The 26,840-nt window shown below is 60.5% G+C and carries 29 protein-coding genes; 8 read left to right on the top strand and 21 right to left on the bottom strand.

All coding sequences use genetic code 11. The features are described from left to right. Window positions 1-8 precede the first annotated feature (8 nt). The 6 genes from QTL94_RS17125 to QTL94_RS17100 all read right to left on the bottom strand — a co-directional run bounded on the left by QTL94_RS17125 (window position 9) and on the right by QTL94_RS17100 (window position 6,698). Window positions 9-731, bottom strand: a complete 723-nt coding sequence (locus QTL94_RS17125; RefSeq protein ID WP_289802614.1) for a CBS domain-containing protein — start codon at window positions 729-731, stop codon at window positions 9-11. Between the two features lie 110 nt (window positions 732-841). Then, the gene (locus QTL94_RS17120) at window positions 842-1,855 is read right to left on the bottom strand and encodes a lysylphosphatidylglycerol synthase transmembrane domain-containing protein (protein WP_289802613.1); all 1,014 of its coding nucleotides are present in this window, start codon (window positions 1,853-1,855) and stop codon (window positions 842-844) included. A 34-nt stretch (window positions 1,856-1,889) separates the two neighbouring features. Beyond that, window positions 1,890-2,828 carry an ABC transporter ATP-binding protein gene (locus QTL94_RS17115; protein ID WP_289802688.1) on the bottom strand — a complete coding sequence of 313 codons (939 nt, stop codon included), beginning with the start codon at window positions 2,826-2,828 and terminating at the stop codon, window positions 1,890-1,892. A 174-nt stretch (window positions 2,829-3,002) separates the two neighbouring features. Beyond that, the gene (gene mgtA / locus QTL94_RS17110; protein WP_289802612.1) at window positions 3,003-5,624 is read right to left on the bottom strand and encodes a magnesium-translocating P-type ATPase; all 2,622 of its coding nucleotides are present in this window, start codon (window positions 5,622-5,624) and stop codon (window positions 3,003-3,005) included. A 56-nt stretch (window positions 5,625-5,680) separates the two neighbouring features. Continuing rightward, a complete protein-coding gene (locus QTL94_RS17105) occupies window positions 5,681-6,079 on the bottom strand; it encodes a DUF5335 family protein (protein WP_289802611.1) in 399 nt (132 codons plus the stop codon). A gap of 106 nt (window positions 6,080-6,185) precedes the next feature. Next, on the bottom strand, window positions 6,186-6,698 hold the full coding sequence (locus QTL94_RS17100; protein WP_289802610.1) for an Hsp20/alpha crystallin family protein: 513 nt from the start codon (window positions 6,696-6,698) through the stop codon (window positions 6,186-6,188). Window positions 6,699-7,351: 653 nt separating this feature from the next. On the opposite strand from QTL94_RS17100, the gene QTL94_RS17095 reads away from it, so the two are divergent. Further along, a complete protein-coding gene (locus QTL94_RS17095) occupies window positions 7,352-8,002 on the top strand; it encodes a BON domain-containing protein (RefSeq protein ID WP_289802609.1) in 651 nt (216 codons plus the stop codon). Window positions 8,003-8,258: 256 nt separating this feature from the next. Beyond that, the gene (locus QTL94_RS17090) at window positions 8,259-8,717 is read left to right on the top strand and encodes a pyridoxamine 5'-phosphate oxidase family protein (protein ID WP_289802608.1); all 459 of its coding nucleotides are present in this window, start codon (window positions 8,259-8,261) and stop codon (window positions 8,715-8,717) included. Window positions 8,718-8,796: 79 nt separating this feature from the next. Here QTL94_RS17090 and QTL94_RS17085 read toward each other — a convergent pair whose 3' ends face one another. After that, the gene (locus tag QTL94_RS17085) at window positions 8,797-9,030 is read right to left on the bottom strand and encodes a hypothetical protein (RefSeq protein ID WP_065690775.1); all 234 of its coding nucleotides are present in this window, start codon (window positions 9,028-9,030) and stop codon (window positions 8,797-8,799) included. Between the two features lie 235 nt (window positions 9,031-9,265). On the opposite strand from QTL94_RS17085, the gene QTL94_RS17080 reads away from it, so the two are divergent. Together QTL94_RS17080 and QTL94_RS17075 are read left to right on the top strand one after the other, a co-directional pair. Then, the gene (locus QTL94_RS17080) at window positions 9,266-10,006 is read left to right on the top strand and encodes a Crp/Fnr family transcriptional regulator (protein WP_289802607.1); all 741 of its coding nucleotides are present in this window, start codon (window positions 9,266-9,268) and stop codon (window positions 10,004-10,006) included. Between the two features lie 13 nt (window positions 10,007-10,019). Continuing rightward, window positions 10,020-11,927 carry a hybrid sensor histidine kinase/response regulator gene (locus QTL94_RS17075; RefSeq protein ID WP_289802606.1) on the top strand — a complete coding sequence of 636 codons (1,908 nt, stop codon included), beginning with the start codon at window positions 10,020-10,022 and terminating at the stop codon, window positions 11,925-11,927. Between the two features lie 8 nt (window positions 11,928-11,935). On the opposite strand, the gene QTL94_RS17070 is transcribed toward QTL94_RS17075, so the two are convergent. The 11 genes from QTL94_RS17070 to QTL94_RS17020 form a co-directional block, all read right to left on the bottom strand. Next, window positions 11,936-12,625, bottom strand: coding sequence for a CBS domain-containing protein (locus QTL94_RS17070; protein ID WP_289802605.1), 690 nt, complete (start codon window positions 12,623-12,625; stop codon window positions 11,936-11,938). A gap of 41 nt (window positions 12,626-12,666) precedes the next feature. After that, window positions 12,667-13,122 (bottom strand): host attachment protein, encoded by a 456-nt coding sequence (locus QTL94_RS17065; RefSeq protein WP_153271262.1) that lies wholly within the window; start codon window positions 13,120-13,122, stop codon window positions 12,667-12,669. Between the two features lie 142 nt (window positions 13,123-13,264). Continuing rightward, on the bottom strand, window positions 13,265-14,677 hold the full coding sequence (locus QTL94_RS17060) for a trypsin-like peptidase domain-containing protein (protein ID WP_289802604.1): 1,413 nt from the start codon (window positions 14,675-14,677) through the stop codon (window positions 13,265-13,267). Between the two features lie 139 nt (window positions 14,678-14,816). Then, complete coding sequence (locus QTL94_RS17055; protein ID WP_289802603.1) at window positions 14,817-16,166, bottom strand: sensor histidine kinase; 1,350 nt, start codon at window positions 16,164-16,166, stop codon at window positions 14,817-14,819. Next, window positions 16,163-16,840, bottom strand: a complete 678-nt coding sequence (locus tag QTL94_RS17050) for a response regulator transcription factor (protein ID WP_065690782.1) — start codon at window positions 16,838-16,840, stop codon at window positions 16,163-16,165. The genes QTL94_RS17055 and QTL94_RS17050 overlap by 4 nt, the downstream gene beginning before the upstream one ends. Further along, entirely contained in the window at window positions 16,837-17,403 is a 567-nt protein-coding gene (locus QTL94_RS17045; RefSeq protein ID WP_289802602.1) for a cytochrome b/b6 domain-containing protein, read from the bottom strand. The genes QTL94_RS17050 and QTL94_RS17045 overlap by 4 nt, the downstream gene beginning before the upstream one ends. Window position 17,404: 1 nt before the next feature. After that, complete coding sequence (locus QTL94_RS17040) at window positions 17,405-17,671, bottom strand: PepSY domain-containing protein (RefSeq protein WP_065690784.1); 267 nt, start codon at window positions 17,669-17,671, stop codon at window positions 17,405-17,407. Between the two features lie 96 nt (window positions 17,672-17,767). After that, window positions 17,768-18,559: a sulfite exporter TauE/SafE family protein gene (locus QTL94_RS17035; protein WP_289802601.1), complete on the bottom strand. Its 792-nt coding sequence runs from the start codon at window positions 18,557-18,559 to the stop codon at window positions 17,768-17,770. 39 nt (window positions 18,560-18,598) lie between these two features. Continuing rightward, the gene (locus QTL94_RS17030) at window positions 18,599-19,039 is read right to left on the bottom strand and encodes a YeeE/YedE family protein (protein WP_289802600.1); all 441 of its coding nucleotides are present in this window, start codon (window positions 19,037-19,039) and stop codon (window positions 18,599-18,601) included. Further along, complete coding sequence (locus tag QTL94_RS17025; RefSeq protein WP_065690787.1) at window positions 19,036-19,467, bottom strand: YeeE/YedE family protein; 432 nt, start codon at window positions 19,465-19,467, stop codon at window positions 19,036-19,038. The genes QTL94_RS17030 and QTL94_RS17025 overlap by 4 nt, the downstream gene beginning before the upstream one ends. A 6-nt stretch (window positions 19,468-19,473) precedes the next feature. Continuing rightward, window positions 19,474-20,412, bottom strand: a complete 939-nt coding sequence (locus QTL94_RS17020; RefSeq protein ID WP_141683928.1) for an MBL fold metallo-hydrolase — start codon at window positions 20,410-20,412, stop codon at window positions 19,474-19,476. A 103-nt stretch (window positions 20,413-20,515) separates the two neighbouring features. On the opposite strand from QTL94_RS17020, the gene QTL94_RS17015 reads away from it, so the two are divergent. The 3 genes from QTL94_RS17015 (at window position 20,516) to QTL94_RS17005 (ending at window position 22,498) form a co-directional block, all read left to right on the top strand. Beyond that, on the top strand, window positions 20,516-21,163 hold the full coding sequence (locus QTL94_RS17015; RefSeq protein ID WP_065690789.1) for a peroxiredoxin: 648 nt from the start codon (window positions 20,516-20,518) through the stop codon (window positions 21,161-21,163). Beyond that, window positions 21,160-21,609 (top strand): ArsR/SmtB family transcription factor, encoded by a 450-nt coding sequence (locus tag QTL94_RS17010; RefSeq protein ID WP_289802599.1) that lies wholly within the window; start codon window positions 21,160-21,162, stop codon window positions 21,607-21,609. Before QTL94_RS17015 ends, QTL94_RS17010 begins: the two co-directional genes overlap by 4 nt. Window positions 21,610-21,748: 139 nt before the next feature. After that, on the top strand, window positions 21,749-22,498 hold the full coding sequence (locus QTL94_RS17005; RefSeq protein WP_289802687.1) for a response regulator: 750 nt from the start codon (window positions 21,749-21,751) through the stop codon (window positions 22,496-22,498). Here the strand turns inward: QTL94_RS17005 and QTL94_RS17000 are convergent. After that, a complete protein-coding gene (locus QTL94_RS17000; RefSeq protein ID WP_289802598.1) occupies window positions 22,452-22,898 on the bottom strand; it encodes a hypothetical protein in 447 nt (148 codons plus the stop codon). The genes QTL94_RS17005 and QTL94_RS17000 overlap by 47 nt on opposite strands. 130 nt (window positions 22,899-23,028) lie before the next feature. Between QTL94_RS17000 and QTL94_RS16995 the strand changes: the two genes are divergently transcribed. Next, the gene (locus tag QTL94_RS16995; protein WP_289802597.1) at window positions 23,029-24,891 is read left to right on the top strand and encodes a heavy metal translocating P-type ATPase; all 1,863 of its coding nucleotides are present in this window, start codon (window positions 23,029-23,031) and stop codon (window positions 24,889-24,891) included. Here the strand turns inward: QTL94_RS16995 and QTL94_RS16990 are convergent. Together QTL94_RS16990 and QTL94_RS16985 are read right to left on the bottom strand one after the other, a co-directional pair. Next, window positions 24,888-25,700 carry a universal stress protein gene (locus QTL94_RS16990; protein ID WP_289802596.1) on the bottom strand — a complete coding sequence of 271 codons (813 nt, stop codon included), beginning with the start codon at window positions 25,698-25,700 and terminating at the stop codon, window positions 24,888-24,890. The genes QTL94_RS16995 and QTL94_RS16990 overlap by 4 nt on opposite strands. Window positions 25,701-25,775: 75 nt before the next feature. Next, complete coding sequence (locus QTL94_RS16985) at window positions 25,776-26,609, bottom strand: universal stress protein (RefSeq protein WP_289802595.1); 834 nt, start codon at window positions 26,607-26,609, stop codon at window positions 25,776-25,778. Window positions 26,610-26,840: the final 231 nt, after the last annotated feature.

The following is a 26,840-nucleotide window of genomic DNA, read 5'->3' as shown; positions in this document are numbered from 1 at the left end:
AAACTGTGTCAGACGCGATCTTCCTCACCGGCTGGCGGTGGTAGCGCCACTCCATAGTAGGGGTCGATCCATGTCAGATGGTCGGAAATCGCCGTTACACCCGGCACATTCTCCGCCGCGACCTTCGCAGCCAGTCTTTCCCGTTCGTCGAAGATGGTGCCGGCCAATTCCGCGACCCCGTTTCTGACCCGGCAGCGGATGAAGCCATTCTTGCTCCAGATCTGCTTTGCGAGCTCGGCTTCGACGGCGAGTTGTATCTGAGCATCGACTGTCGATGGAGCCGACGGTCTCTGCATCCTTGTCAGCGCGCGAAGCAGATCCGACCGCGCGATGATCCCGACCAGCTTCCCGTCCGAAATGACCGGCAGTCGCTTCACGTCGTTTCGTTCCATCAACTGGACAGCATCGGACAGCGATGCAGTCGGAGCAACGACGACAACGTGCTCGTTCATCACCTCTGCTACGCGGCGGCCGTGAGAGCGGACATATTCGTCAGCGATCTTGCCGGGGCTGGCGAGCCAGCCTTGCAGCCAGGAGCGCTTGCGGTCCGTGGCGAGCTCATGTCGACGCAGGAAGTCGCCTTCGGTGATCATGCCGACAAGGACGCCCTTGTCGTCCACCACCGGCAGCCCGCTGATCCGGTTGGCGAGCATGATGTCGGCGGCCTCAAGGACCGTGGCGGAAGCATTGACGGTCATCGGGGATGGCGTCATTGCGTTTTCGACGAGCATGTCTTTTTCTCCTGATCATCGCTTCATTTAGAAGCTAGCCCTCCCGTCGCCATGGCGGGAAGAGCGACGGGTACGATCCTGCCTTCGGGCGACCCACGCATTGACCCAGGTCAAAGATCCGCCTGTGCCTCCCGGTGGGTCAACCACATGCCGGGAAGCATCGGGATCCAGAACGACAATCCTCGGAAGATCAGGGTGGCGGCGAGGGCGACCTCGATGCTGACTCCAAACAGGTGAAGGACTGCTACGCAGCCGCCTTCGAAGGAGCCAAGACCGAGCGGAATGGGGGAGACCGTTGCCACGACCGACGCGAGGACAAAGGCGAGAAACGCAGGTGAAACTGCAATACTGGTGCCAAGGGCGTAGATGGCAAGCCAAAGCGTTGTCGCGTCCAGGACGAAAATTGCCAGCTGCAGGAAAATCGTGATGCCGAGCATACCGGGAGAACTCACCATGTCGGTCCGAACCTGTTCAAGCGCTTTCGCGAGGCGTGCCACTACCGGCCGCTGCAGGAGCCTGCGGGGGATCCAGCGCCCCTTGCTGACAGTGACGGCGACCAGGCAGGTTGTCATGACGACGATGATCGCGGCGAAGATGATAGAGAGCAGCGCCCAGGTGCCGCTGAGGTCGCCTGTTGACCAAAGCAGGGCGAAGGCGAGCGCTGCCATCAGAAAGTAGGCGGCGTAATAGGAGAGGGCGGCAATCAGAAGGGCGGTTACTGCGATCGCGGATGGAATTTGTCGCCGCACCAGACCGCGCGCAACCAGCAGGCTTCCGCTCAGGCCGCCCGTCGGTATCGCCTGGTTTGCGAAAAGCTCCATTACCGCGAGTTTGAGCAGGTCCCGAAGATCGAGCGGATAACCGGCCCGCCTGGTTACCACCTGCCAAACTGCCGCGGCGCAGGCGTAGGTCGCCATCTGGCATGACAGGGCGGCAAGGATCCAAAGCGGATTGGCGGCTCTCAATACAGCGAGAAACTCGGCGAGATCCGCGAAGTGCAGAAGAAGTGCCATCACGCCGGCGAATATCAGCGTGCCGGTCAGCCAGCCCATGATTGCGCGGCCGGTCGATCGCTCACGCTGCAGCAGGAGGTCGTCAGGTTCGGCCCAATGTTCCTTCGCCACCGGCTTCCTCCGTCGTTTGCCCGACCACGTCCGTCTAGTTCGCTCCACCACTCGACGGGCGCTGATCGAGGGCGCTCGCGTCGCGGATCAGTTCGTATTTCACCTGAGTGACACGCAGGTCGCGATACCAGTCGACGAGCGCGCCCCAGGGGTCGGACACCTTGTTGAGGCCGGCGATGAAAGCGACAACCGTCCCGATCTCGATCTTGCCCGTGATGACGTAGTAGCCGCCGAGCGCGAAGATCCCGGCGTATCCGAGCTGAAACATCAGGTTCATCAGGAAGTTGAGCGAATACTTCAGCTTGTAGATGCTCATATTCGTCGAGAAGAGGCGTTGCACGCGGGCGGCCTGATGCTTCGGTGATTTTGGCGAGGAATGGTCGACCATTTCCTCACTTAGGTGCCGCATGACGGTGATCTTCGTTTTCACGCGCTGATTTATCAGCCCCTGAAGAACCGGGACGAGGATGGCTTGGGGAACGAATACCGCGATGACCGCCAGCGCAAGCAGCGGCTGCAGATAGATCATGTAGCTGCCGACGGCGAGGAGCACGCCAGCCTGCAGCACCGGTTCGGATATGCTGGTGCCAACGAAACCGCCAACCGGCTCGGCCTCTGCGAGCACGATCGACATCTCGATGCCCTCGGCCACCGTCGTGAGCCCCTCGGCATGGCGCTCGCCGGCATCGATGACCACCATGCGTAACCAGCGGATGGCAACTTCACCAATCCAGCCACGATATACGTTGAGAACGAGCTTGATCCCGCCTTCGCTCAAGACGAGCGCCAGGTAGGCTGCGACGAGAACGAGGATTGCGTTCAGACTTGCTCCCTGCGTCGCGTCATTCACGATCCGCCGCTGGACCTCGAGCGGAAGGATGCCCACGGCAAACAGGAGAACTGACAGCAATACCAGCAACGCCTGGTGGCGCCGCCCCATCCTTGAGATGAAGCCGGAGAGCTTTCGCGGCATCGTCGCATCTGCCTTGTCGGATCGCACGTCGGCCTCCGTCTCCTGCTGCATCAGCGCCTCGCGTTGCCTGCTCTCTGCCCCCATCACAGTATCCTTTTGCTAGCACAGTCAGCCAGATCGCAGCATTCTCTTCATCGATACATCGCAATTGGGTTCCCGCAGGCCGCGCCGCTCCTATAAGCCCCATCTCCGGACAAACCAAAGTTTCCCAAGATGCGCGAATACTGCATAGAGAAGCAGGATGACTGCGAGCAGTGGCCAGTACGGAAGTGGCAGCGGAACGAACCCAAGCGCTGCGCCGAGGCCAGTCGTGGGCAGGATGACACCCACGACCGCAACAAGGAGACTGGCGGTCATCAATGCCGTGCTGGCGGCGCTCTCGATGAAGGGTATGCGCGACGTCCTGATGACGTGGATGATCAGCGTCTGCGTCAGCAGCGACTCCACAAACCATCCTGTCTGGAATAACGCCGGGCTTGCCCAGGCATTGAAGACGAACAGCATCATGGCGAACGTGACGTAGTCGAAGATCGAGCTTACGGGGCCGAGCAGCACCATGAACCTGAAGACGCCGGCTATATCCCACCGCCTTGGCGAAGCGACAAATTCATCGTCGACCGTGTCTGTCGGAATGGCTGTCTGCGAGAGGTCGTAGAGCAGATTGTTGGCGAGCACTTGGATTGCGGTCATAGGCAGGAATGGAAGAAAAATGCTCGCGCCCACGACGCTGAACATGTTTCCGAAATTCGAGCTTGCGCCCATCCTGATGTACTTGGTGATGTTGGCGAACACCTTGCGGCCCTCGATCACGCCATCGCGAAGCACGAGCAGGTTTTTTTCCAGGAGGATGATGTCGGCCGACTCCCGGGCAATGTCGACGGCACTATCGACCGATATGCCAACGTCGGCGCTCTTCAGCGCCGGGCCGTCGTTGATGCCGTCGCCCAGAAACCCGACCACGTGTCCGCTCGCCCGCAGGAGCTGAACTATACGCGCCTTCTGGTCGGGTGTGAGCTTGGCAAACACTGTTGCCCTTGTCGTGGCGGCCGCGACTTCGCCGTCCGTCATCTTGCTGAGCAGTGGGCCGAGAACAATATTCTGCGCATCGATGCCGACGTCACCGCAGATCTTGCGGGTGATGACCTCGTTATCGCCCGTCAGGATCTTTACACGTATGCCACTGGCTTCGAGCGCGGCGATCGCCTTCGATGCGCTCTCTTTTGGCGGGTCGAGGAAGGAGATGTAGCCGAGAAGAACAAGGTCTCTTTCGTCTTCGACGCCGTAGCTCGGCTTCGTTTCATTCATCTCCCTGTATGCTACCGCGACCACCCGGAACCCACTCTTGTTCAGCAGTACGGTCTCTTGCTTTGCCGTCTCCAGGTGCCCGGCATCGAGGGTGCCGATGACGCCGGCGTCTTCGTATCGTGTAGAGACGTCGAATATCTCCTCAACGGCCCCCTTGCAGATGAGGACATGCTTGTCTTGTTTATCGGAGACAATCACCGACAACCGGCGGCGCGAGAAGTCGAACGGGATCTCGCCCACCTTCTTGAAATGCTCGTCAATGCCGAGCGCTTCATGGACGTCACCATGCTCCAGGACGGCGACATCCAGAAGGTTCTTCAGTCCGGATTGGAAATAGCTGTTGAGGTATGCGTAGTGCAGCACGCGCGGCGAGTCCTCGCCATGAATGTCGACATGCTGCTTGAGGATGATCTTGTCCTGCGTCAGCGTGCCGGTCTTGTCGGTACACAGAACATCCATTGCGCCGAGGTTCTGGATTGCGTTCAACCGCTTTACGATCACCTCGGACTTCGCCATCGCCAGGGCGCCTTTGGCGAGGTTAACCGTCACCGCCATCGGCAGCATTTCAGGCGTCAATCCGACAGCGACCGCCACCGCAAAAAGCAAGGCCTCCAGCCAATTTCCCTTGGTGATGCCGTTGATGAGAAAGACGAGGGGACCGAGGACAACGGTCACGCCGACCATCAACCAGGTGAACCGCCGGATGCCGCGATCGAATGCCGTCTCTTCCTGCTGCGCCGCGACCTTTTCGGCCAGTGCGCCAAAGAAGGTGTTGGCTCCTGTCCGGATCACCAGGGCCCGGGCGAAGCCGCTTACAACGTTCGACCCCATAAAACAGAGATTGCTCCGGTCCAGAGCCCCCTCGATATTGTCATGACAAAGAGCCGCCTGCTTTTCGACCGGCATTGCCTCGCCGGTCAGCGCGGACTGGTTGACGTAGAGATCCGTGGCCTCGAGCAGGCGGACATCGGCGGGCATGAGATCACCCGCCGAAAGCTGCACCACATCTCCAGGCACGAGGTCTTCGACTGCGATTTCTTCTAACGTGGAATGCACATCCCCGGGTCGATGCACGGTCGCAGTGGTCTTCACCATCGCGCGCAACTGCGCCGCTGCCTGGCTGGAACGATGCTCCTGGATGAAGGCCATGCCGACGGAAAGGACCACGATTGCGAATATGACGATCGAGGCTCTGACGTCTCCGAGCGTATAGGACACGAATGCGAGAACCAACAGCAGCGCATTCAGAGGGCTCCTGGCGCGAGACCAGATCTCGGCAAGCAGCGGCATACGCTGCTCCCGGCTGACAATATTCGGCCCGTATTGATCGCGCCGGAGCTGAGCCTCGGACGATGATATGCCTGTTTGGCTCGAACGAAGCAGCTCGCAAGCCTTGTCCTGCGAACTCTCGCTTATGGTCGCGAGGTCTTCCGCATCACGCGTGGCGGCGTTGCCCGCCTCGAAGCTCACTGTCCCCGCCCTCACGTTCATCGATCGCGAGCCTCCATTTCATCCGCGCATCGGGCGCCGATCAGGTGCGGCATCGACTAGGCGAATGTCATGAGTTGATGCCGGTCTCCGACGTCGACCACCTCGATGGCGAGGATCTTGCCGTTGTCGTCCTGCACCGAGACCTTTTGCGGCCGATCAACGACGTGGGTCATTCCCTTGACGGAGATTTCGAGGGCATCCTCCTTCGGTTCGTATGTGGCACCTATAAGCGAAGCCGAGCGCACCAGAATTTGGTCGCCAAGCGTGTCTCCGAGGACCTCGATCTTGATTGTTCTTCCCTCGACGGCCTTTCCAAGCCGCGAGAAGTATGCCGGCCAATCGGCCTTCGAAAGCACAGTGACGCCCATCGTCTCGTCTCCTCCTGATCGCTCCTCAGCGCAGTATCCGGCAGCTGAAAGCAGTGCATCTGTCGTGCGTGATGTCTCGTTGATCATTGGCCTGATCCATTCCTGTGACCTCCGCCAGCGCGGAAAGGCACGGCGCGTCCAAAGGCAGGTAGCGCAGGGTGGTGCCACGGATGCGCTCCACCCTTATGCGGCCTCAGCCGGCTGTGATCTCGATCTTCCGATCATTCCGCTTTGCATTTGGGGTTTTCGGAAGCGTGACCTTGAGAACGCCCTTGGCGAAGGCTGCTTTCACCTTGTCGGCGTCGACATATTCCGGAAGCTGGAAGGACCGCTGGAATGAGCCGTAGTGCCGCTCCGAAACATGATAGGACTTGTCCTTTTCTTCCTTCTCTTCGGACTTTTCTCCGCGGATCGTCAGGACGCCGTTGGCCAGCTTGACTTCGATGTTCTTCTCGTCAAGTCCTGGGACCTCCGCGGTGATTTCGAAGGCATCGTCCTTCTCGACCACATCGACAGCCGGCGACACGACCCATTCGTTTGCAGCCCGCCCTGAGAATGAGCGGGTCAGCGGGCGCCATGAAGACGGACCGAAGTCGTCGAACAGGCGGTCGATCTCCGTCCGCAGTGATTCAAAGGGCGACCAGAAACCGCCTTGAGCCGGAGCTGGTGGTTTGGGTTCTGTTTTGACAGGGAATGTATCTGGCATGATCGTCTCCTGTGTACCGGGAGATCCGGAGGCCGGATCCCACTACAGTTGCGCTCGAAACCGAGCCCAATGATCAAAGCATGTCCGATAATTCGGAACCTTGATCCCGGTCAAAGAAGAAGATCAGTCGGTTCGCCATACTCCCGCGGTCTCAACGACCGAGGAGCACAGAGATGTTTGTCCGACACCCCCAGCGCCATCAGATGCAGCCTGAGCCGCCACAGACTCTGGAACAGCACAGTTCGCTCCCCGACTTCATTGTTGAAAAGAGCAGCGAGAAACATTGGGAGGTGTCCGTCAGCACTCAACGCGGGCTTCATTGGATTTCAGCCAACTATTCCGACCGTGTTGCCGACGAAAGCGGTCGGCTACGCTCGATGTCATTGTTCGAGGTGAACGATTTTCTTCGCCGGGTGCGCAGGAACGGTCTTCGCACTCGGTATTGCGGTCCCCATAGTGTCGAGATGCTGTGATTGTAGCGGCGGAGCAATGGCCTCGCTCTCGATTCGCAAGCCGCCTGAAATTCGCGCTGGAGCTACTGCCGGAACCTCGGCGGACAATTTCGTCTGGTTTGATCAAACGCAATGTGACCTCGGCAAAACGGGAGGATTCTCAGCGGAAATCTCGTGGAAGCTGTTCAACGGAGAAGTGTCATGAACGATCTCGCAATACGGCAGGACATCATCGACGAACTTGGCTTTGAGCCGAGCGTCGATGCAGCCAATATCGGCGTCGCTGTGGAGGAGGGCGTTGTCACTCTTTCGGGCCATGTCGGCAGCTATGCGGAGAAGATTGCCGCCGAGATGGCAGTTAAGCGGGTCAAGGGCGTACGCGCGCTCGCCGAGACACTTGAGGTGCGGTACGCGGGACGCAAGCAGCATGCCGACGACGAGATCGCCGCCCGCGCTCTCGATATCATTGAATGGGATGCGCTTTTACCAAACGGTGCGATTGACGTCAGAGTTCAGAAGGGCTGGGTGACGTTATCGGGCGAGGTTCCGTGGCACTTCCAACGAATTGCGGCGGAAAAGGCGGTGATGAAGCTCGGCGGTGTCATCGGCGTCACGAATGTCCTGTCGATCAAGCCCGCGGCGTCGATCCCCGACGTGAAAAGCCGCATCGTGGGTGCGTTGAAGCGCAACGCGGAGGTGGAGGCAGACCATATAGAGGTCGCTGTCACCGGCGGTAATGTCACGCTGAAAGGCGGCGTTGCCGGCTGGCGTGAGCGCACCGCCGCGGAGCGGGCGGCCTGGTCGACGCCCGGCGTTATCAGCGTCACCAACAACCTCGCCGTCACCGGCTGAGCCCATTCGTACCTTACATTGGTGGGGCTGAAACCAGCCCTGCTGAACGCGCGGAGTCGCCAACATGCACGCCCAAGATGGCTATAGATGGCTGCGATGGTTCTTGCTCGATCACGCGTTGCTTTTTGTCCTCATCCTGATGATCGCGACGATATTGAGCGTTCTCTTCTACCGCGCGGATGGCGATTTCACCCGATCAGATTCTCATCTCCAAAGATCGGTCGACGATCGTCTTTGATTGAACGGAGCGATTGAAATGTCGATGGCCCTCAAGAACATGACGCATGCGGAATGCCTTCAAATGCTGACAGCCGCTCATTTCGGCCATTTGGGCTGTAGCAACGACGGGCAGCCTTACATCGTGCCTATCTACTTCGCGTTCCAGTCGAGAGTGGCGTACAGCTTCTCGATGCCGGGGCATAAGGTTGATTGGATGCGACAGAACCCGAAGGTGTGCCTCCAGGTCGAAGAATGGAAGACCAAGGGAGGCTGGCAAAGCGTGGTGCTGGACGGCACTTTTCAGGAGTTCCCGGATAACGATGCCTGGCACGAGGAGCGGCTTCACGCGTGGACGTTACTCCAGAAACACATGAACTGGTGGGAGATCGGGTCGCTGAAGCCGGACGAGGTTGCGCCGGCGCACGCATCGCCGCACCTCTTTTACGGCATCTATATGAACGATATCTCCGGCCGCATTGCGATCCAGACCGACTAGAGATTCCGGTTCGTTAGTTGAGAGCCAGATGGCGAGCGGCATCACTGCCGGACGCTGCTTGGCGTGCCGAAGCGCCAGACTACTGGAGGGTTTGGGGCATCTTTGCGGATACCTGCCCGGGCGGAACTCGGGCGATAAGCAGTCGCGAGATGTCATCGATGCTGATTGCACCATCCTGGTAGATTGCGATGGCTGCCGCGCAGACATGGGACGAAATCGTCTCGTCCAGCGGCAGATGATAATGCCTATACCAGTTCTGCACCGCGACAGACAGTTTCTTGAGGTCGGTTGATGTCAGCGCGGGATGGTTCATCGGTCGTTCTCCGCTTACGTTCTCCTCATTGTTTTCTCATCCGGACCCGATGGCCTTGACCCATGTCAAAACGTGGAGCGTTGGGTTCTCCTGAGTTGAGAAGATTTGTTCTTCGCAGGGTGGGGCAGCCTTGTCACACAACGTCACACATTTGCACCAAGAGACACAGAAGCGGCATCACGATGTGACGTTGCGGCTCTCTACTGCAGTCATCATGATTGGAGGAAGCAACATCATGCTGGCGAGCAATCTCAACATCCGCCCCCTCTTTGAAGAAGCTGCAACGGTGGACGAACCCTGCGGGCTCGCGATGCTTTTCGTACGCAACCCTATCGAGCGTGCGGCGCCAGGACAGATCGTCTTTTTCGAAGGCGATCGCGCGCTCCACCTTTTCGTGATCCGCGAGGGCAACGTGCGCATCTGCCGCCAGCTTCACGACGGCCGCCGCGTCATCACGGGATTTCTGGCGAAGGGTGATGTCGTCGGTGTCTCGTTCAAGAACCGCTACCTGTATAGTGCCGAGGCCTTGGACAACGTCTCATTCCAGCGGCAGACAAAAGTGGAATTCGAAAAGCAGCTGCTCGCGAGGCCCGACTTGCGCCCCATGCTTCTGACCCAACTTTGCGACGAGGTTGCAGCAGCTCAGGACCAGATGGTGCTCTTGTCGTGCCGCAGCGCGGAAGAGCGCCTGTGCAGCTTTCTCCTAGCCCGTCTGCAGAAAAGCATGGCGCAGGGCTACGAGCCGAACGTGATCAACCTTCCCATGACGCGGCTGGACATTGCGGACTATCTCGGACTGACGATCGAGACAGTCTCTCGCACGATTACGAAGTTGGCCGGGCAGGGCATCCTGTCGGCTGGACGCAGGCATGAAATACTCGTGCTGAAAAAGTCGGCGCTTGTGCAACGGGCCGGAGAAGACGAAGCTGACGGCGATGACACCGTTGACGATGCGCCAAGGCACTATCATCACTAGAAAGTAGGCTTCAATGCCAGCTGATGTCACAGCTCCGTTTGCGCCGGCACAGGATCTCGATGTAATCGCACGCGTCTTCGACGATATCAGCGTCATCATTCACGGCGTGGATGGCGTCATCAGTCACTGGACCTCCGGCTGCGAACGTCTTTATGGCTGGAAGCGGATGGAGGCCGTGGGGCAGGTGGTCCACACGCTGCTCCGCACGAAGCTGCCGCGCTCAATCGAGGATATCCGCAGGGATGTCTACGCCGGCCTGACCTGGGAAGGCGACGTCGTTCATCATCACAAGGACGGCCATCCGATGACGATTGCCACGCGCTGGGTGGTCTTCGACGCGACTTCGCCGGCGCCCGTCGTCATCCAGACGAATACCGATGTCTCGGAAACGCGCAAGGTTCAGGAGGACCTTGCCGGGCGCGAGGCGCACCTGAGATCCATCCTTGCAACCGTGCCGGATTCGATGGTCGTCATCGATGAAACAGGATCGATTGCCTCCTTCAGCAGCGCCGCCGAACAGCTGTTCGGCTACTCCTCCCGCGAGGTGATCGGCCGAAACGTGCGCATGCTGATGCCGTCCCCCTACCGCGAAGAGCACGACAGATACATTGCCGACTACCTGCGCACCGGAAAGGCCAGGATTATAGGGCTCGGGCGTGTGGTCAAAGGACGCAAGAAGGACGGATCCATCTTTCCGATGGAACTGTCGGTCGGCGAAACGGTGACGAACGACACACGGATATTCACCGGATTCATTCGCGACCTGACAAGCCGCCAGCGTATCGAGGAGGAGCTTCGGCAATCACAGAAGATGGAAGCCGTCGGACAGCTCACCGGTGGGATCGCCCATGACTTCAACAACCTTCTGACCGTGATCAGCGGCAATCTCGAGATGCTCGAAAGCAGCCTGCACGATGAAGCGCAGAAGGAACTGCTGCGAGAGGCGCAGGATGCGGCGGACGACGGCGCCAAGCTTACCAGCCAGCTTCTTTCCTTCGGTCGGCGTCAGCCCCTCGATCCGAAAAGCGTCGATGTCGGGTCTCTCTTGTCCAGCTTCTCCGAACTTCTACGGCGGACGTTGGGTGAAGCCATCGAGCTTCGAACCCGCATTCGGGGGAGTGGTCATACGGCATTGGTGGACAGCTCGCAGCTTCAAAACGCCTTGCTCAACCTGGCGCTCAACGCCCGGGACGCGATGCCGACCGGCGGAAGCCTGACGCTGGAGATCTCGCGGGCTCAACTGGATCGGGACTATGCGAACATGTACCCCCAGGTGAGGCCGGGCGATTATATCCTGGTGGCCGTGACGGATACGGGAACCGGGATGTCCGAGGAGGTGAAGGCACGGGCCTTCGAACCGTTCTTCACGACCAAGGGAGTGGGGTCAGGCACCGGCCTTGGTCTCAGCATGGTCTATGGTTTCGTCAAGCAGCTAGGCGGACACATCCAGCTCTATAGCGAGATCGACAAGGGAACGACGATCCGCATCTATCTGCCCGCAGTCGGCGCTGCGCCGATGCGCGATCCCCGGGATGCGGCAAGGCCGGATGCGCAGCTGAGGGGGCGCGAGAAAATCCTGGTCGTGGAAGACGACGAGCGCGTGCGGCGGATTGTTGTCGCGAGGCTTACCAAGGCGGGCTACTCCGTTATCGAAGCGTCGACCGGCGCACATGCGCTTGAATTCCTGTCGAGGAACGAGCCGATAGATTTGCTGTTCACGGATATCGTGATGCCGGGGGGGATGACGGGGGACGAACTTGCGCGCAAGGCCGCCTTGCTCCGACCCGATCTGAAGGTGCTGTTTACGTCGGGTTATGCCGAGCCGAGCATAGCCCGTCGCCCGATGCCGAAGGCGAGCTGGTTGAAGAAGCCCTATACCGCGCAGGATCTTGCGATCCGCCTCCGGCAGCTCCTCGACTGATCCCGCCATCAGGCCGGCGGCTTCATGCGGCTCGCCAGATGGAGAGCGACCTGGATATCGCTATGCACACCTCTCACACCGGGCACGCTTTCAGCCGCGACCCTGGCTGCCTCGCGCTCAAGCGGCGTTTCAACGTCACCGTGAAGGCTTGCCAGTCCGTCCTGCACCGAGACCTGCACGCTAGCGGGTCCAATTGCCAATTCCGCTTCCAGCCTGGCCTTCACGGCCGTCCGGATCGCATCGTCGCCGAGAGCAACCAGGCTCGAAGGCTCGTTCATTATTGCGTGCATGAGGTCACGGCGGCTAATCATGCCGACCAGACGGCCTGCGTCCACGACCGGGACGTGCTTGATGACATGCGCAAGAAGCAGATCGGCAATTTGCGTGATCGTCGCAGTCGGTAGCGCGCTGACAACCGGCGTTGTCATGACGTCCTTGATGCGCCAGCTCCGTGCCTTGATGTAGTCCGCCAGCGCATCATTGCGATCCCGCGTGTTCGGAACCGGACGTCTGCCGCCCGCCGAGGAGATGCGGCGCAGGAGGTCGCCCTCCGTCACGATGCCAACGAGTTGGCCCTTGTCATCGACGACCGGCACTGCCCCGATCCTGCTTGCGTTGACGATGTCGATCGCACGCCGGACGTTCTGATCTTCTCTGATCGTTTCGACCGGACTGGTCATGATGTCCCTCGCAAACATGGTGGCACCTCCTGTTGGCAGCGCGGCCGATGGCGGAGATCTTATTGGTTGAAGGCCCGCAATCGGGACTCGATCTCGGGGACCGGCATCTTCGTGAAGTCTTTCGCGATCTCTGCAACAATCGCGCTCGTCGACGCAGGCTTGAGATGTGAGCGCAGAAAACCCATCGCGCGTGGTGGAGCGATCAGGAGAAGCCGCTTGACCGCGCCGCTGGCAATGTCGCTATCCACCTCTGCGGCCACGCCGGCGAGGAAAGCCTGTTCCGCGCGGTCGTGCAGGTCAGGAGCCTCGACGGCGCTCCTGATGCCGCTGACGGAGCCGTAGACCCGCCCCGGTCGATCGTCCCCCAGGTCGTGTGTTGCCGCGCCTTCGTTGATTGTCGTTCGAACTTCGACAAGGTTGAAGTCTTGCGCATCCCCGTCGTTGCGCAAGAGCAGTGCCTTCGATCCGTCACACACCAGAATCCAATCCTGCGCGCGAATTCGTTCCCTACTCATCTCCTCGTCCTCCTTCGCAGGGCCAGTTTTGACTTGGTAGATCCAATCTACCGATCGAGCAGAGGCGCTGCATTGCACTGGATCAAACTTGCGTCACCAAGCGCCCATGGGCGAAGGCGGTAAGTTTTATCGGAGACGCGGGCTACCGTTTGACCACCACGAAGGTCTTGTGAGCGTCCCGAAAAATTCCGAGGAGCAGGACGTCCGTCGCGGCCTTTGACAGGTCGGCCACCATTTGCGGTGTCGTCGCGTTGGTCTGGTTGACGCTGATGATGACGTCGCCGGGCTGTAGGCCGGCGGCTGCGGCGGGGCTGCTGTCCGAAATAGAGGAAACCACGGCACCTTGGACCTTGCCGAACGCGTCGGATGTGCTGTCGAGGGTCTGCAATGTGATCTGGTCGAGCAATCCCGCGCCATCCACATAGTCGACAGATTCACTCGTCGCGTCCGCCGCGGAGGCGGTTCCCAGTCTTGCCGTGATCTCGGCTTTGCCGCTGCGTCGTAGAACTGTCAGCTTCACGACGGTTTCCGGCGGAAGGGCCGATATCCGTGCGCTGAGTTGCGCCGCGCCGGAGATCGACACGCCGTCGACGGCAGCGACAATGTCGCCTGCGATGAGACCGGCGTTTTCGCCCGGAGATCGAGGGAGGACCTCATTTATCAGGGCTCCGGTGGTGGCATCGACGCCAAGGGCCTTTGCGAAATCCGCGCTGCTATCCTGAACCTGCACGCCAAGCTGGCCACGGCGAATTTCTCCATGAGCAACGAGTTCGCGCATGATCACGCTCGCGGTGTTGATCGGCACCGCGAATCCAATGCCGATGTTCGCTCCGGACGGTCCGAGGATTGCCGTGTTGATGCCGACGACCTTGCCCTCCAGATCCACGAGTGCACCTCCGGAGTTGCCGGGGTTCAAGGATGCGTCGGTCTGGATGAAGCCCTCCTGTGAACTCAACCCCAGCCCGGATCGATCCAGCGCGCTGACAATGCCGAAGGTCGCGGACTTGCCCAAGCCATAAGGGTTGCCGATTGCGACAGCGTAATCGCCAACCTTGAGAGAACTGGAATCCCCCAGTACCGCCTGGGCCAAACCCACGGCCTTGATCTTGATAACGGCCAGATCGGTTTGCCCGTCTGTCCCGACGGCGGCCGCGTCGTAGGTTTCGCCACTGGCGATCGTCACCTTGATCGAGGTGGCGCCTGCAATGACGTGGTTGTTCGTCAGGATGTAGCCGTGCTGCGCATCCGTTATAATCCCGGCTCCCGTGGTCTCGGAGGTCTGGCCCACGGCGGTGCCACTCGACGACGGTCGGCTCTGTGCTCCTGGTGTCAGGTATAGCGTATCATCCTGTTGGTCTGCCGATTTTCCGCGCACCGATATGCTCACGATCGTCGGAATGACACGGCTGAGCATCGGTGCAAGCGACATCGGCGCAAGAGATGCAGAGAGCGGTTGTCTCGCATCGGCAATATCAAACGAGCCGAGGATGAAGAGCAGTGCACCGACGGCCATTGCCACGCTGCGCAAACGGTAGGGGACGCAATCGCCGGCCATGGCTCATCTCCTGTCTCGAAAGAGTGCAGGAACAGGCTTAGGACAAAGCGTGGCAGGCGCATTGATCAAGCGCAAACTGGCATATGGCAGTCTGTCGACGAGCGGTAAAAGTCGCTTGCCGATCGATCGGCGCCGTCCCCTATTCGTGGCGGAATGGGACGTGTTTGGGCTGATCGGCGAGAGTAATCTCGAAAACGTGGCCCGACCTAGTCGTCGACTGCCGAAGGACGCCTCCGTGCAATTCGGCGATCCGCGTGACGATTTTCAAGCCGATGCCCAAGCTGTCGGCGTGATCGGTTGTCTTTGCTTCGGCTCGGATTTCGCCCGCATGCCGATCCTCGACGCGGATCTTGTTGCTGCCCACGTGCACAACGATGGCCGTCCCCTTGGGTGTATGGCGTACGGCGTTTTCGACGAGGTTGCGCAAGGCATCCTTCAAGAGAGCGGGTGCGCCCCGGATAGATGCGGTCGGCACCTCGGGACTGAACTCGAGCGAATGATTGTGCTCGTAGACCCAGGGGGCGAGCTGCTCGACGACGGAGGACGACAGTCCAACTAGATCAATGGCTTCGAAGATGCCGTGGTCAAAGCTATCGAGGCGGGCGAGGGTGGTCAGCTCCGCGACAAAGCGCACGAGGTCGTCCAGATCGGCTTCTGCCCTGCGGGCGCGAGGATGATCGATGTTGCCCAGCTCAAGCTTCATGGCAGCGAGAGGCGTGCGGATCTCGTGCGCGATGCCCGACGTGAATAGCTTCTGCGAAGCCATCAGTTCGCCGACGCGCTCAAACGCGCGATTCACGGCGATCGCGAGGTGGGCGACCTCCCGTGGCATTCCATCGAAATTCAGGTGCGAGCGAGCATCCATCGGATCAATGCTGTCGGCAGCGTCCGCAGCGGCGCGGACAGGCTTCAGCGCCTGACGGACGGACAACAGGGTAGCCCCGAGTACCAGGACGAGCAGAATGCTCATTGGCACCAGCATATGTTCGATGACTTCGTTCCAGAATACGGAGGAGACCACATTCTGCGGATCATCGATCGTTGCGACATCAACGACGAACCGTTGATTTCCGATCAGGAACGCTCGGCCGCCGACCAAGGCCAGTGGCTTGCCGGGTCGCAGAGATCGGAGCCAGAAATCCGGCGGGTTGACGTCGGCTGGAAGGAAGCGGTTTTCGCAGGCTTCGTCGCAAGACTCGAATACCAGCGCGCCGCTGGCGTCGCGAATTCGAGCGACGTAGCCGGTCGATCGCTCGTGGTAACGCTGCCTGACATTATCGGGGAGCCGATATTGCACGCTTTGGCCATCGATGGTGATGCCTGCGGCCAGCCGCTCGGTCTCCTGTTCGACGAACAGACGCGACAGCTCGCCGACATTCCAGTAGTAGTCCGAGAAAATCACGGCAAGCTGCAGGACCATGGCCAGCACGGCGAAGAATGCGATCCGTTTTGTCAGGATCGCGCCGAGGGTAGGGTGGGCGCGGCTCACGCGCGTTCCTCGCGCATCATGTATCCGACGCCCCGGACCGTTTCGATCGACGAGCCGGTTGGATGGCCTTCAAGCTTCTTGCGCAGCCTGGATACCGCCAGTTCGACGGCATTGGTGCTTCTCTCGTCGCCGTATTCCGAAAATGCGTGCTCTATCTTGGCCTTGGAGACAACCCTGCCGCCATTGCGCATCAGGAGTTCAAGCAGATCCTTCTCTGACGGGGCGAGCGCGATGTCGACGCCTGCACAGGCTACCCGTTGCGAGGCGACCTCGAACGTGAGGTTGGCGAATTCCAATGTCGGCATGGTCGTGTGCGGGGCACGGCGTATCAATGCACGAATGCGCGCGATGAGCTCTCCATTGTGGAAAGGCTTCGCGAGGTAGTCGTCGGCGCCTGCGTCCAGGCCAGCGATACGCTCGTCGATCGCTCCGCGCGCCGTCAGTACGAGGACGGGCGTCTGAACTCTTGCAGCTCGCAGTGATTTCAATACGTCTATTCCGTCTTCATCGGGCAACCCCAGATCAAGAAGCAGCAGATCGTAGTCAGCACCGTCGAGCGCAAGACGGCCCTCCTGCGCTGTCTCGAAAGCGTCGATCTTCCAACCCACGCTTCTGATCGCTTCGCAAAGCAGTTCGCGAAGCCGCAAGCTGTCCTCGATCAGCAGAATTCTCATGCTCTCTTTCGACCAGTAACCATCGACCAGACCAGATTTTCCCTCTGCCTCCAGCTTTCGACGACGGCGGCGCCGGCATGGATGAAGGCGAGCACCATGATGCTGTTGGCGATCGTACCATGCAATTCCTCCAGCCACTTTTCTCCCCAGAAGGCATCGAGCGTCGTCATCCAGCCGGTCAGGGCGGTTGCCGCCAGCAAGGCCATCAGGCAAAGCATCATCACCGAGGCAAGCGGGTTATGGCCGACATATCGCTTCTCGTTTCTGTCGACGATATCGAGGATCTGACCAACCACTTTCGAAGGGGTGGGCAGGAAATCGCTGAAGCGGGAATGTTTCGTGCCGACGAAGCCCCAAACAACACGGATGATGATAGCGGCGGCCACGACATAGCCGGTGACGCGATGCCAGTACTTGCCCTCCTCAAGGATGAAGAGGTTGAGCACACATGCGGCGACCACGGTCCAATGAAACGCCCGGACAATGGGATCCCAGACCTTCACCGTGGGCTGGGCGGAGGTGGAGGGCACCGAGCCCTCCTTCTTCTTAGAGACGGATGTCATATCAGTCGCCCTTCTGGGCAATGGCGCCGGACACCGGATTGAAATAGACCTCTGCCCGATTGCCGCTCTTGTCCTTGCCGTAGATCTCGTAGCAATTGCCCGTGATCTCGAAGGTCTTCACCTTGTAGCCCATGGCGTCGATCTTCGCCTTCATGGCGTCTTCCGACATCCACTTGGACTTCGGCTCGGCGGTGCAGCTCGGGCTGGCGAGCGCCAGTGCGGGTGTTGCGGATACGATGGCGATAGCGGCGATAAGCTTCAGCGTCATGAAAAATGTCCTCTGTTGGTGCCCGTTGCGGGCGACGGGGACATCGATACGGCTGCCAAGCTGTCGGTTTCCTGTCGGCGTGTCGTTTTGCCGATATCAGGCAACAGAGGGCTGTCCGACGCTCCGATAGATCATGTAGGCGGCGACCGCGAAGATGAGTGCTGCGAACAGGCTGTTCAGAACGCCCTTGCGCGCCGAAAGATGCCTGGCGAGATTGGCGCCGACCAAGCCTCCGACCACGCCGCCAGCTATGAAAACCGCCGCAAGCAGCCAGTCCACATATCCGGACAGGGCATAGTTCAGCGCTGTCGTCAGCCCGAACGCGGTGACCGCGACAAGCGACGAACCGATCGCGAAGATGATGGGCATTCCCGTCGACGCAATCAGGCCGGGAACGATCAGAAAGCCCCCGCCGATGCCGAAGAAACCGGAGAAGATGCCAGTCAGTCCGCCAAAGCCGGCGACTTTGTGCACGTTTTCTCGTGAGCATTGCGCCCCCGGGTCGCCGTCTGCGCCCCGCTTGCGGAGCATCAGAATGCCGATGACGAGCATGAGAAGAGCGAAGAGGAAGAGCAGCTTCTGTCCATCGATCATCTTCCCAATACTCGAGCCAATGAACGCACCGATGATGCCTGCTACACTGTAGATGCCCGCGCAGCGCCATTTGACGTTGCCAAGCCTCGCATGCCCGAGAAGGTTGGCGAATGCGTTGGCGGCGACCGCGAAGGCACTCGTTCCGATCGCCAGGTGAGCGCTCGGAACCCCGACGAGGTAGACCATCAGGGGAACAGCAAGGATTGACCCACCACCGCCGAACATTCCGAGTGTGAAGCCGACAAGTGCGCCGGAAACGGCCCCGAGATTATATTGCATTGGATCGAGGTACATGGCGATGATCTTGGGCCGTCGGGCGGCCTCTCCTGATACTCAACGCAGCCGAAGCTGCGTGCTTTGCCCGGATTGGACGATGCGGTAAGCGAACATGCCGGCCAGCATGGCGACGGCGAACAGGGCGGTCTCCCAACGGCCGGTAACGAGCGATGCGATGGCCGGCCCGGGGCAAAGGCCCACGAGACCCCAGCCAAGGCCGAAGAGAGCCGCGCCGAGGACGAGCCTAGTGTCGATGGAGCGGCTGGTCGGCACATGGAATTGGGTATCGAGCGCGGGGCGGGATCGAGACCTCTTGATCGCATAGGCGATGGATGACGGGATCAGTGCACCGCCCATCACAAAGGCAAGCGAGGGATCCCAGTTCCCGCCAACATCGAGGAAGGCGAGGACGCGGGCCGGGTTGACCATGTCCGAAACGACGAGGCCGATGCCGAAAAGGATGCCGCAGAGGATCGAGGCGAGAATTCGGTTGCTCATGCCACGCCTCCGATCAGATGACGCGTCACGAAAACCGTCAGTGCCGCGACGGCCATGAAGGTGCCAGTTGCGACAATCGAACGCGGCGACAACCTTGCGAGGCCGCAGACGCCGTGACCGCTGGTGCAGCCCGAGCCGAGCCGTGTGCCGAAGCCCACAAGCAAACCGCCGGCGATCAGCAGCAGCGGCGACGAGGATATCGTGAGTTCGGCGTGCCTGATGTAAGCAAATGCCACCCCGGCGCCGCCAATAATTCCTCCCATGAAGCCGATGCCGAGCGGGCTGACGCCCGCTCCCGTCCACCCGAAGGCTGAGGCGACCAGGCCGGATATGCCGGCGATGCGGCCATCCAGCAGCAGATAAAGCGCCGCCGAGAGGCCTATGAGCAATCCGCCGGAGAGCGGCCATATGTAACTGAGTTGGGACATGTGTGCCTACAGCGCGTTGATCGGGATCTTCAGGTATTGGACACCGTTGTCTTCCGCCGGAGGCAGCTTGCCCCCGCGCATGTTGACCTGCACGGACGGCAGGATCAGCTTCGGCATCGCCAGCGTGGCGTCACGCGCATTGCGCATCGTGACAAATTCGTCTTCGGTCACGCCCTCGTGGACGTGGACATTGCCATCGCGCTCGGCGCCCACGGTCGTTTCCCAGGCGTAGTGATCGCGGCCATGTGCCTTGTAGTCATGGCACATGAACATGCGTGCCTCCGCCGGAAGCTGGGTCAAACGCTTGATGGAACGGTAGAGCGTCCGGGCGTCACCACCCGGGAAATCGCAGCGCGCGGTGCCATAGTCAGGCATAAAGAGTGTGTCACCCGGGAAAACGGCATCGCCGACGACATAGGCTAGACAGGCCGGGGTGTGGCCGGGCACATGAAGGACTGTGGCCTCCAGATCGCCGATCTTGAAGCGATCGCCATCCTGGAAGAGCTGGTCGAATTGGCTTCCGTCTCGCTGGAATTCTGTCCCGGCGTTGAAGATCTTGCCGAAGACCTCCTGAACGCGAACGATTTCGCGACCGATGGCGAGCTGGCCACCGAGCTCCGCCTGGAGAAGCGGTGCGGCGGAGAGGTGATCCGCGTGGGCATGCGTCTCCAGCAGCCAGTGCACTTCTAGTCCCTCGGACCGCACGTAGTCGATGAGAGCCCTCGCGGAAGCATTCGTCGTTCGACCGGATGCCGGATCGTAGTCGAGCACACTGTCGATGATAGCGCAGGCCTTCGAGTTCGGATCGCGAACGACGTGACTAACGGTGTAGGTCGCCGGATCGAAGAATGAGCGGACGATGGGGCGCTTGGAGTGATCCGGCAATCCTTGGCGGACGATCTCGAGCGCGTGGGTGAGGTTTGGATCGGTAGCGGGAGTTGGCATGGTACTTTCCATTTGATGATTCTAAAATATATATTTACATTAAATGTGCAAGTGTATATTTTCGTTGTCACCATAATGATGCGTTGAGCAAGCGGAGAGAGAAATGGACGGATCGAGCGATAGGGCGGGGATCGTGCCGGCGGCATTGCGGATCAATGACGTCGCGCCCGGGTTCTCGGCCCGCTCCACCGCTGGCGAGGTATCGCTTTCACAATATCGGGGGCGTTGGCTGCTGTTTTTTTCCCATCCCGCGGACTTCACCTCGGTATGCACCAGCGAGTTCATCGCTTTCGCACGCGCTCACCAGAGCTTTGCTGGGCTTGGCTGCGATCTCCTCGGGTTGTCGGTCGACAGCCTTTACTCTCATGTCGCCTGGTTGCGGGATATCGAGCGCAGCTTTGGGGTCAAAATACCGTTCCCGGTAATCGAGGACTCGGCGATGGTGATTGCGAGAGCTTACGGGATGCTGGACAGCGCGTCGGCGAACAGCGGAACCGTCCGGGCAACCTATGTGATCGATCCCAAGGGCGTCATCCGCGCGATTGTTTGGTATCCGATGAATGTCGGCCGATCGGTTGGAGAACTTCTTCGCCTTGTCGAGGCGTTGCAGACTTCGGAAAGGGAAGGGGCGGTGACGCCTGAAGGATGGCAGCGCGGAGACGCTCTATTCGAGCCTGCTATGGCTTCCATGGAGGAAATCGACGAGATGCCCGAAGGCGAAAGCTGGTACTATCGAAAGCGACGCGCATGACCGGCATGGTTCCTTCCCTCGAAGAGATGCAGGACAAGGCCGCGGAGGCTGCGGAGTTCATGCGTGTTTTCAGCACGCCGAGCCGGCTGATGCTGCTCTGCTACATTGCGCAACGCGAGCGGTCCGTCAGCGAAATCCAGGAGGATCTGCACTTCAAGCAGCCCGCGCTGTCGCAGCAACTCGCGGACCTGCGCCAAGCGGGCTTCGTCGAGACCCGCAGGCAATCGCGCCAGATCTATTACTCGATCGCCGATGGGCGCGTCGCGATCGTGATGAACATGCTCGTGCAAATGTTCTGCGAGACGCCCCCGGCCGCAGACCGGCAATCGGCCGCAGTTCCTGCCGCCGCTCGCCACGCCTCAGGTGGTGGCGGTACCTCCTCGCTGGAGGAGATGGCGCATTGGGCGCGGCTTGATGTACCCACGCTAGAAGGCGAACGGAAATGAACAGCAGCTGATATCGTAGCGAACCGGTCGCACAGGAGGGACCGAAAGCCTGATTGACGCAGACGAATCCTGACGTATTCTCGCCCGATCCAGCATTTCGGGTTCGTTAGACAGTAATGATCCAGGGATGGTCCTGATGATGACGGTGAGGTCTCAAGCCAAAACACAAATTCTTGTTGTCGATGACGATCCGCGCATCCGGCAGATGCTTCAGCGGTACTTCGAACAGGAGGGCTATAAGGTCACCTGTGCCGCGAACGGCAAGGAAATGAGATCTGCCCTCGGCGCGGCGAACTTCGATATCGTGCTCCTCGATCTCGTGCTTCCGGATCAGGACGGGATAGACCTCGCTCGTGAAATACGAAGCGGCTCAAATGTGCCGATCATGATACTCACTGGCCGCGAGGACGTCGTCGATTGCGTCGTCGGCCTGGAGGTTGGCGCGGACGACTACGTGGTCAAGCCGTTTCATTTGCGTGAGGTTCACGCGAGGCTGAAGTCGATCTTGCGCCGCTACAAGGCGTCTCCCAACCCGATTTCGAATGGGGAGGACGTACTTGTCTTCGAGGGCTGGCAGCTCGACAGGGATAAGCGCAAGCTTCTCAACCCCGAGAGTATCGAGATCGAGCTTTCCACCGGCGAGTTCGAGATGCTGGACGCATTTGTGCGAAACGCAGGCCGGGTCCTCAGCCGCGACATGCTTATGGACCTGACGAGACACCGTGAGCGTGACGCCTTCGACCGGTCGATCGACACGCAGATCTCGCGGCTAAGGCGAAAGATCGAGATCGATCCGGCTCGACCCGAACTCATAAAATCCGTTCGATCGGTCGGCTATGTGTTCACAGCGAAGCCGGGCCGTGTTCCTGCGGTCGAACGCGATAGATGAGGCCATGATTCCAGCGCCGAAACAGCTCGGGGCCTTCCAACTCTTCAAGGCTTTCCGGCAGCTTGTTCCAAACGCGCATGAACTGGCAGGCGGACGCCTGGACCTCCAGGCTCGCAAACAAGCTCTCGGCAAGATGGTTGTGGTCGGCCGCGCTAAGCGCGATGAAGATCGGCACATCCATGAGCCAGCCGACTTCCGGATGCATGAGGAACCGGAACACCGCCAGCCCTCTCACTCTCCCCGCCAGATCGCTCGCTCCGATACACCGCCATCGTCGGCTGCCGTCGAAGAGGCCATGCCAATCCTTTTCCTCGAAGGTTGGCGCCACGCTGCAGACCAGCGCAAACGCCGAAAGCGCATTGTCGGGTTGCAGTTCGCAGATGACATAGTTGTCCAGCATGGCGTCCTCCCCTGCTTTGTGAGCTTTAGTTGTCGCGCAGCCCGCATCCGCGAACATTGTCCTAGATCAATGAACGGCCCGCGCTTCCTGTCACGCTCTCTCGGCCTGGATCTGCAAGGGGAGGGACGGCGTGGACGCACCTGACATCGCTTTGGGCGGCAGTGCTCTTGTCGGAGTTCGCATGATGGATTTCGCAAGGCGCTATTGGCCGCTTGTCCTGTTTCTTGTCTCGGCGGCCTGTGTTTTGGTCGGTGTCGCTCTCGAGTTGCTTGGTGTAACCCCGACCGCCAACGCTTTCCTGGTCTTCAGTAACATCCTGGTGCTGTCGTGCTTAGTCATCGAAATCGTGGGCAAGCTTCGTCAGGGAGAATTCGGTCTCGATCTGATCGCGGCCCTAGCCATGGCGGCGGCTCTGTGGTTCGGCCAGTATCTGGCCGGAGCGATCGTCTCCGTGATGTACGCCGGTGGTCATTTTCTCGAGTTTTACGCTCATCGTCGCGCCGAAAGCGGCATGACGGATCTGCTCTCGCGGGTCCCGCGAAGCGCGTTGCGGATCACTGGTGAGGAATTCGCGGAAGTACCGATCGATGCGATCGTCTCGGGAGATCGTCTTCTCATTCGACGGGGCGACGTGGTGCCCGTTGACGGGCAGGTGGAGAGCGCTACTGCGCTCGTCGACCAGTCTGCCCTGACTGGCGAGCCGCTGCCCGTACGCATCATGCAGGGAGAGGCGGTCGCAAGCGGTGCCACGAACGCGGGCGAAGCGTTCGACATGGTAGCATCGAGGGCCGCCAAGGATAGCACCTATGCGCATATCCTGCGTCTGGTTGAAAAAGCCAAGGCATCCAAGGCACCTATCTACAGGGTAGCGGACCGGATGGGGCTGTGGTTCCTCGGGCTCACACTGGTGGTGGCGGCCGTCGCCGTTGCCGGCTCGGGAGACAGTGCGAGGGTCCTTGCCGTTCTTGTTGTCGCGACGCCCTGTCCGCTGATCCTTGCAGTGCCCGTTGCGCTGGTCGCAGGCATCTCGAAGGCCGCGCGTCGAGGGATCCTGGTCAAAGGCGCCGGTGTGCTCGAGGCGCTGTCAAAGGTGGATGTCGTCGTATTCGACAAGACGGGAACCCTGACGGTCGGAGCGCCCGGGGTTGCGGAGGTACTTGGAACGCAGCATCCGGATGAACTGCTGCGTCTGGCCGGATCGGCGGAACTGGCATCGGCTCACAGCCTTGGCCGGGCGATCGTATCGGAAGCGCAACGGCGGGGCCTCGCGCTGAGCAAACCAGAGCAGGCCGCCGAAGTCCCGGGGGAGGGTGTCGAAGCGTTGGTCGACGGCAGGAAGGTCCTCGTCGGCGGCCCTGCATTCGTGAGGTCGCGGGGCGTAGAGCCGGATCTTTCTGCAACGGGCGTGTCGGCGAGTGCCTTCGTGTGCGCCGACGGGCGCCTTGTTGGTGCGATCCGCTTCGAGGATCGCCTGAGGCCGGAGGCCGCCCATACTCTCGAAGGTCTGCGCGCGTTGGGGGTAAGGCGGACCGTCCTGGCGAGCGGCGACCGGCTCGAGGTCGCCAAGGCGATCGGTGACTATCTTCAATTTGATGCCGTCGAGGCGGATCTCAGCGCGGCCGACAAGGTCGATATCGTTCGCAGGGAGAGCGAGCGCGGCCATGTGATGATGGTGGGCGACGGTGTCAATGACGCACCGGCGCTGGCGGCCGCCAGTGTCGGCTTGGCTGTGGCGCGTGGTAATCTGGCGGCGGCAGCGGAAGCCGCTGACGTCGTCCTTCTCCAAAACGACGTCGGCGGCGTGGCCGAGGGGCTGCGAATAGCCCGCCGGGCCAAATCCATTGCACTTCAAAGCGTGGGAGTCGGTATCGGGCTGTCGAGCATCGCGATGATCGTCGCCGGTGCCGGGTTCTTGCCGCCGGTGCAGGGCGCGCTGATCCAGGAGGCGATCGATGTGGCCGTGGTCCTGAATGCGCTGAGGGCGCTCAGCTAGTGTGACAGGAGCGTCGGGATCCTCAGATTGTCGAGCAGCCCGCGCGTGACGCCGCCTACGAGGGCTTCGCGCAGCCGCGAGTGTCCGTAGGCACCGGCGACAAGAAGGTCGGCGTGGCCTTCAAGCGCAGCATCCTGGATCGCGGTTGAGATGTCTTCTCCGTTGCCGTGCAGGGCGGCCAATTCAACTTGGAGACCGGAATGTCCCAGCGCCTCGAGATAACGATCAAGGATCTCGTCGCTCCACAGTGCTGCGTCGCGGACGCGGACGACCGTCGCACGCGTGGCTGTCTGCATCATCGGGTAGGCGTTGGAGAGGGCTCGTGCCGCCGTCGCGCTCCCGTCCCATGCGATCGCGATATTGTCGATGCGGCCGTAGTAGTCGCCTGATGGCAGCAGGAGGAGCGGCCGACCGCTATCGAAGAACAGCCCCTCGATAACCGGTCGTGCCAGTTCGGTATTTTCCAGGATCGTGACGTCGTAGGCTCGCGCAAATTCTGCCAGCCGCAGCGTTGCGGACATCGCCTCCACCTCAATCGGGATAAGTCTGACATCGAGTGCAACGCGGGCAGCGCGTTCCTTCAAGTGCCTGACAAGCTGGGCGGCAACCTCACGATCGAACCGGTCCGCCTGAAACTCGTCGTCGTCGGAGTAGGTCGCCGCCGCTTCATGGCCGTGACGCCGCGCTGCCGCAAGACTCGCAACGAGATCAGCGCCTTGATGCAAGGCAAACTGGATCGCGTTCTCGATGATCGCGAACGAACTCGCTTCCGGATGCGTCGTCAGTGGCAGATGGAACTGCGGCCTCATTGCGTTCTCCCGCGACAGAGACTGGGACATTCGAAATCCCGCAGCCCCGGCAGGCGCCCGGGCTGCGGGATGGCGTTACCGCGACAGAAACAGTGGGACCCGGCTATCCTTCAACATCGAGCGGGTGACACCACCGAACAGGCGCTGCTGTATCCGCGGATGATTGTAGGCTCCCATGACCACCATGTCGGCGGCGACGTCAACGGCATGCTGGCGCAAGGTTTCGTCGATCCGGCGGCCGCCGCTTGCAACCCGCTCGACTTCGACCTTGACGCCATGACGGGTCAGAAACATCGCGATGTCGGCTCCCGGCTCCTCGCCATTTTCCCAACTCCTCGCAACGGGATCCACCAGCGTCACATGCACGGCATCGCACCCCTTCAGAAATTCCAGCGACTGGCGCGTGGCGCGTGCCGCCTCGTCACTGGAATCCCAGGCGAGCAATATCGACTTGGGAGCGGACGAGACCGTTTGCATGCGCGGATTGATCAGGATCGGCGTCGGAGATTGGAACAAGGCGCCATCGACGATACGGCGCTGAAGCGGCTCGTCGCCGGCGGCTTGCGCGCCGACCAGCACGAGGTCGGCATAAAGTGCGTGCTGGGCGATATCCTCATCTGCCCACGCGAACTCGGTATAGATCTCCTGCACATCGAAGGAGAGGCCGGAGCTCTCCAGCAATTTCTGAACGGCCTTCGTCTCTTCGGTGAGGCGCTCGATCTCCTTGCGCTGCTCGTCCAGCCATGCGGTCGAGATAGCTTCGTATGTCGCGATCGCCGGTACGCCGCCCAAGCAGACCACCAGCGCGGTCATGTGCGCGCTTTGCGCTTCGCAGAAATCGATCGCCTGCTTGATGTCCTGATCCCAACGCTCGACGCTGAAAACACACATCACGGTCTTGATGCTCATGGCATTGCTCTCCTTGTTTTGTCACGGAGAGCCTAGGCCGTTCTTGCCGACTGTCTTTGATGCTCGTCAAAGTGGGGGTGCAAAACGGCAGATCTGACCGCTGCGCTCGTGGAGGAGCCCCAAAGATCTGTGGCGGAGAAGTTGGAATGTCCGGCGGTTTGCAAAGTAGAAATGTCCGACTGGTCGCTACACTGTACAGCGACCAGCCCCGATCTGAGCGGCTGATCCCGC

The sequence above is a fragment of the Rhizobium sp. S96 genome (assembly GCF_030382195.1).
Taxonomy (GTDB): domain Bacteria; phylum Pseudomonadota; class Alphaproteobacteria; order Rhizobiales; family Rhizobiaceae; genus Rhizobium.
Note: the sequence above shows the minus strand (reverse complement) of the source record. Positions and strands in the feature narration are given on the sequence as shown.

Bases quoted from the DNA above. Each gene is read 5' to 3' on its own strand.
- QTL94_RS17115 (WP_289802688.1), bottom strand. From the start codon at position 2,828: ATGCCGCGAAAGCTCTCCGGCTTCATCTCAAGGATGGGGCGGCGCCAC.
- QTL94_RS16990 (WP_289802596.1), bottom strand. From the start codon at position 25,700: ATGAGGCCGCAGTTCCATCTGCCACTGACGACGCATCCGGAAGCGAGT.
- QTL94_RS17080 (WP_289802607.1), top strand. From the start codon at position 9,266: ATGCTGGCGAGCAATCTCAACATCCGCCCCCTCTTTGAAGAAGCTGCA.
- QTL94_RS17100 (WP_289802610.1), bottom strand. From the start codon at position 6,698: ATGCCAGATACATTCCCTGTCAAAACAGAACCCAAACCACCAGCTCCG.
- mgtA (WP_289802612.1), bottom strand. From the start codon at position 5,624: ATGAACGTGAGGGCGGGGACAGTGAGCTTCGAGGCGGGCAACGCCGCC.
- QTL94_RS17060 (WP_289802604.1), bottom strand. From the start codon at position 14,677: ATGGCCGGCGATTGCGTCCCCTACCGTTTGCGCAGCGTGGCAATGGCC.
- QTL94_RS17010 (WP_289802599.1), top strand. From the start codon at position 21,160: ATGACCGGCATGGTTCCTTCCCTCGAAGAGATGCAGGACAAGGCCGCG.
- QTL94_RS17095 (WP_289802609.1), top strand. From the start codon at position 7,352: ATGAACGATCTCGCAATACGGCAGGACATCATCGACGAACTTGGCTTT.
- QTL94_RS17065 (WP_153271262.1), bottom strand. From the start codon at position 13,122: ATGAGTAGGGAACGAATTCGCGCGCAGGATTGGATTCTGGTGTGTGAC.
- QTL94_RS17105 (WP_289802611.1), bottom strand. From the start codon at position 6,079: ATGATCAACGAGACATCACGCACGACAGATGCACTGCTTTCAGCTGCC.
- QTL94_RS16985 (WP_289802595.1), bottom strand. From the start codon at position 26,609: ATGAGCATCAAGACCGTGATGTGTGTTTTCAGCGTCGAGCGTTGGGAT.
- QTL94_RS17005 (WP_289802687.1), top strand. From the start codon at position 21,749: ATGACGGTGAGGTCTCAAGCCAAAACACAAATTCTTGTTGTCGATGAC.
- QTL94_RS17075 (WP_289802606.1), top strand. From the start codon at position 10,020: ATGCCAGCTGATGTCACAGCTCCGTTTGCGCCGGCACAGGATCTCGAT.
- QTL94_RS17050 (WP_065690782.1), bottom strand. From the start codon at position 16,840: ATGAGAATTCTGCTGATCGAGGACAGCTTGCGGCTTCGCGAACTGCTT.
- QTL94_RS17000 (WP_289802598.1), bottom strand. From the start codon at position 22,898: ATGCTGGACAACTATGTCATCTGCGAACTGCAACCCGACAATGCGCTT.
- QTL94_RS17085 (WP_065690775.1), bottom strand. From the start codon at position 9,030: ATGAACCATCCCGCGCTGACATCAACCGACCTCAAGAAACTGTCTGTC.
- QTL94_RS17045 (WP_289802602.1), bottom strand. From the start codon at position 17,403: ATGACATCCGTCTCTAAGAAGAAGGAGGGCTCGGTGCCCTCCACCTCC.
- QTL94_RS17090 (WP_289802608.1), top strand. From the start codon at position 8,259: ATGTCGATGGCCCTCAAGAACATGACGCATGCGGAATGCCTTCAAATG.
- QTL94_RS17030 (WP_289802600.1), bottom strand. From the start codon at position 19,039: ATGAGCAACCGAATTCTCGCCTCGATCCTCTGCGGCATCCTTTTCGGC.
- QTL94_RS17020 (WP_141683928.1), bottom strand. From the start codon at position 20,412: ATGCCAACTCCCGCTACCGATCCAAACCTCACCCACGCGCTCGAGATC.
- QTL94_RS17070 (WP_289802605.1), bottom strand. From the start codon at position 12,625: ATGTTTGCGAGGGACATCATGACCAGTCCGGTCGAAACGATCAGAGAA.
- QTL94_RS17040 (WP_065690784.1), bottom strand. From the start codon at position 17,671: ATGACGCTGAAGCTTATCGCCGCTATCGCCATCGTATCCGCAACACCC.
- QTL94_RS17035 (WP_289802601.1), bottom strand. From the start codon at position 18,559: ATGTACCTCGATCCAATGCAATATAATCTCGGGGCCGTTTCCGGCGCA.
- QTL94_RS17015 (WP_065690789.1), top strand. From the start codon at position 20,516: ATGGACGGATCGAGCGATAGGGCGGGGATCGTGCCGGCGGCATTGCGG.
- QTL94_RS17125 (WP_289802614.1), bottom strand. From the start codon at position 731: ATGCTCGTCGAAAACGCAATGACGCCATCCCCGATGACCGTCAATGCT.
- QTL94_RS17025 (WP_065690787.1), bottom strand. From the start codon at position 19,467: ATGTCCCAACTCAGTTACATATGGCCGCTCTCCGGCGGATTGCTCATA.